Annotated in this window: 1 protein-coding gene; it reads left to right on the top strand. The window is 55.9% G+C overall.

From position 1 onward, the window contains the following. On the top strand, positions 1-1,625 hold a 1,625-nt coding region (locus BLW10_RS13535), incomplete at both ends, for a PASTA domain-containing protein (RefSeq protein ID WP_143117098.1).

The raw sequence follows: 1,625 nt of genomic DNA, 5'->3' as shown, positions 1-1,625 counted from the left end.
ATCCTCGGAACAGTCACCGAGGAATACAGCGCCACAGTTCCCGCCGGTCAGGTCATTCGCCAAGATCCAACAGCGAACAATGAGCTGCAAGTTGGCAGTGCGGTTGCCGTCTGGGTTTCCAAAGGCCCCGCGCCGGTCAAAGTTCCCGATCTGTCCGGTCAGACCGTCAGCGGCGCTCAATCGCGGTTGGCCAATGAGGGTTTAATCCTCGGAACAGTCACCGAGGAATACAGCGCCACAGTTCCCGCCGGTCAGGTCATTCGCCAAGATCCAACAGCGAACAATGAGCTGCAAGTTGGAAATGTTGTAGCCATTTGGGTTTCTCAAGGCCCAGCGCCAGTATCGGTTCCCGATCTATTTGGTCAAACACTCACTCAAGCTGAATCGCTGCTCACCAGCGCGGGTCTAACACTCGGAACAGTTACCGAGGAATACAGTGTTACGGTGCCAGCCGGTCAGGTCATCCGCCAAACGCCAACAGCGAGCAGTGTGCTGCAAGCTGGAAATGTTGTAGCCATTTGGGTTTCTCAAGGCCCAGCGCCAGTATCGGTTCCCGATCTATTTGGTCAAACACTCACTCAAGCTGAATCGCTGCTCACCAGCGCGGGTCTAACACTCGGAACAGTTACCGAGGAATACAGTGTTACGGTGCCAGCCGGTCAGGTCATCCGCCAAACGCCAACAGCGAGCAGTGTGCTGCAAGCTGGAAATGTTGTAGCCATTTGGGTTTCCAAAGGCCCCGCGCCGGTATCGGTTCCCGATCTATTTGGTCAAACACTCACTCAAGCTGAATCGCTGCTCACCAGTGTAGGTCTGACACTCGGAACAGTTACCGAGGAATACAGTGCCACGGTGCCAACTGGTCAGATCATCCGTCAAAGTCCGACAGCGAGCAGTGTGCTGCAAGCTGGCAGTGCGGTTGCCATCTGGGTTTCTCAAGGCCCAGCACCGGTATCGGTTCCTGATCTATCCGGCCAAACACTCAGCAGTGCTGAATCGCTGCTCACCAGCTCAGGTCTAACACTCGGAACAGTCTCCGAGGAATACAGCGCCACAGTTCCAGCCGGACAGATCATCCGCCAAAGTCCGACAGCGAGCAGTGTGCTGCAAGCTGGCAGTGCTGTTGCCATCTGGGTTTCCAAAGGCCCAGCACCGGTATCGGTTCCCGATCTATTTGGTCAAACACTCACTCAAGCTGAATCGCTGCTCACCAGTGTAGGTCTGACACTCGGAACAGTTACCGAGGAATACAGTGCCACGGTGCCAACTGGTCAGATCATCCGCCAAAGTCCGACAGCCAACAGTATGCTGCAAGCTGGCAGTGCGGTTGCCGTCTGGGTTTCTCAAGGCCCCGCGCCGGTCAAAGTTCCCGATCTGTCCGGTCAGACCGTCAGCGGCGCTCAATCGCGGTTGGCCAATGAGGGTTTAATCCTCGGAACAGTTACCGAGGAATACAGCGACACAGTTCCAGCCGGTCAGGTCATTCGCCAAGATCCAATAGCGAACCGTGATCTGCAAGTTGGCAGTGCGGTTGCCATCTGGTTTTCCAAAGGCCCAGCGCCGGTATCGGTTCCTGATCTATCCGGCCAAACACTCAGCAGTGCTGAATCGCTACTTACTAGCGC

Source organism: Allochromatium warmingii (genome assembly GCF_900107145.1).
Lineage (GTDB): Bacteria > Pseudomonadota > Gammaproteobacteria > Chromatiales > Chromatiaceae > Thermochromatium > Thermochromatium warmingii.
This window is presented reverse-complemented; position numbering and strand designations above follow the sequence as displayed.